Below are 1,287 nucleotides of genomic sequence, written 5' to 3' on the forward strand. Positions count from 1 at the left end.
GCAGGGAGTTCGAACGAAAATATAAAATATTATACGACAACTGGTTCTAATCCATTTTCGGTTTCGATAAATGGCAACGTCTGGAATTATCAATATACCGTTTCAGGAGCAACAAGATTATATAACATAACTAATCCTGATGGTAGTTCAAAATCAATTACGATAGACACAAATTTAATTTTGCCGACAAAATACACAGATGAAAACGCCAAATCTTATTATTTCACATATGATAGTAACTCTCGTTTGGTATATTTTGTGATGCCGGAAGGATCATTTTCGGGGTCTGTTCCGGTGACTGGATATATCAAGTACTCATATGATGCCCGTGGAAATGTTACGGAAATAAGGAAAGTATCTAAGAATCCTTCGGTCGATGCGGATATTGTTCTGACAAAAGGATTTTCCGCAAGTTGCAGTAATGCGGTTAGCTGTAATAAGCCTCTGTGGGAAAAAGACGCACTATCGAACGAGACAGATTACGGCTATGATGCTTCGACCGGTCTTGTAAAATCCGTATTGTTTCCAGCTTCTTCCAGCAATGGTGTGAGGCCTCAGGTAAATTATTCCTACCAAGATATCTATCCCTGGTATCTTAGCGCGACTGGTGTATTAACCCAGGCGGCGGCGCCAATCCACCGTGTGGCGGCCATATCTAAATGCGTCAGTATGTCGTCATGTTCCGGAACGAGTGATGAAATAAGATCTTCGATATCTTATCAGTCTGGATCATCGTCGAGCAAAAGCAATGCCTTGCCTATATCGTACACGAACTCTAATGGGACAGGGTCTGTTTCATCAACTACATCGTTTTCCTATAATGATGCTGGTGACGTGAATTCCCTGACTGGACCTCGATCCGATAATTCATTTTATTCATATGATCTCGATCGCCGTCTTGTGGGCGAGATTGGACCTGATCCGGACGGTTCGGGTACTGGGTTGCCCGTAGCGAAGAAGTATACGTACAACGCTGACGGAGTGCTGACGCAGACTGCGGTTGGAACGGTTCCCAGCCAAGCGACCGACCTCAGCAACTTCAGTGAGAGCTATCACTCCGCCATAACGCTCGATACCTACGAGCGGCCGGTGCGCTCGACTTTGGTCGCCGGAACAACGACCTACGCCGCGAGCGACCAAGTATACGACAGCTTGGGCAGGCCGTACTGCGCCATACAGTACATGAACCTGTCGGCCATTCCCTCCACGGTGGCATCAAGCTGTGCGCCAAGCCAGACGACAGGCAGCAGTGGGGCAGACCGGGTGACCAAGCAGGGCTTTGATCCG

The 1,287-nt window shown here is 47.2% G+C and carries 1 pseudogene; it reads left to right on the top strand.

Going from position 1 to position 1,287, the window contains the following annotated elements:
- Window positions 1–1,287, top strand: a pseudogene (locus tag IP65_RS21865) (hypothetical protein); the annotation flags it as partial.

Source organism: Novosphingobium sp. AAP1 (assembly GCF_001295765.1).
GTDB classification, from domain to species: Bacteria; Pseudomonadota; Alphaproteobacteria; order Sphingomonadales; family Sphingomonadaceae; genus Novosphingobium; species Novosphingobium capsulatum.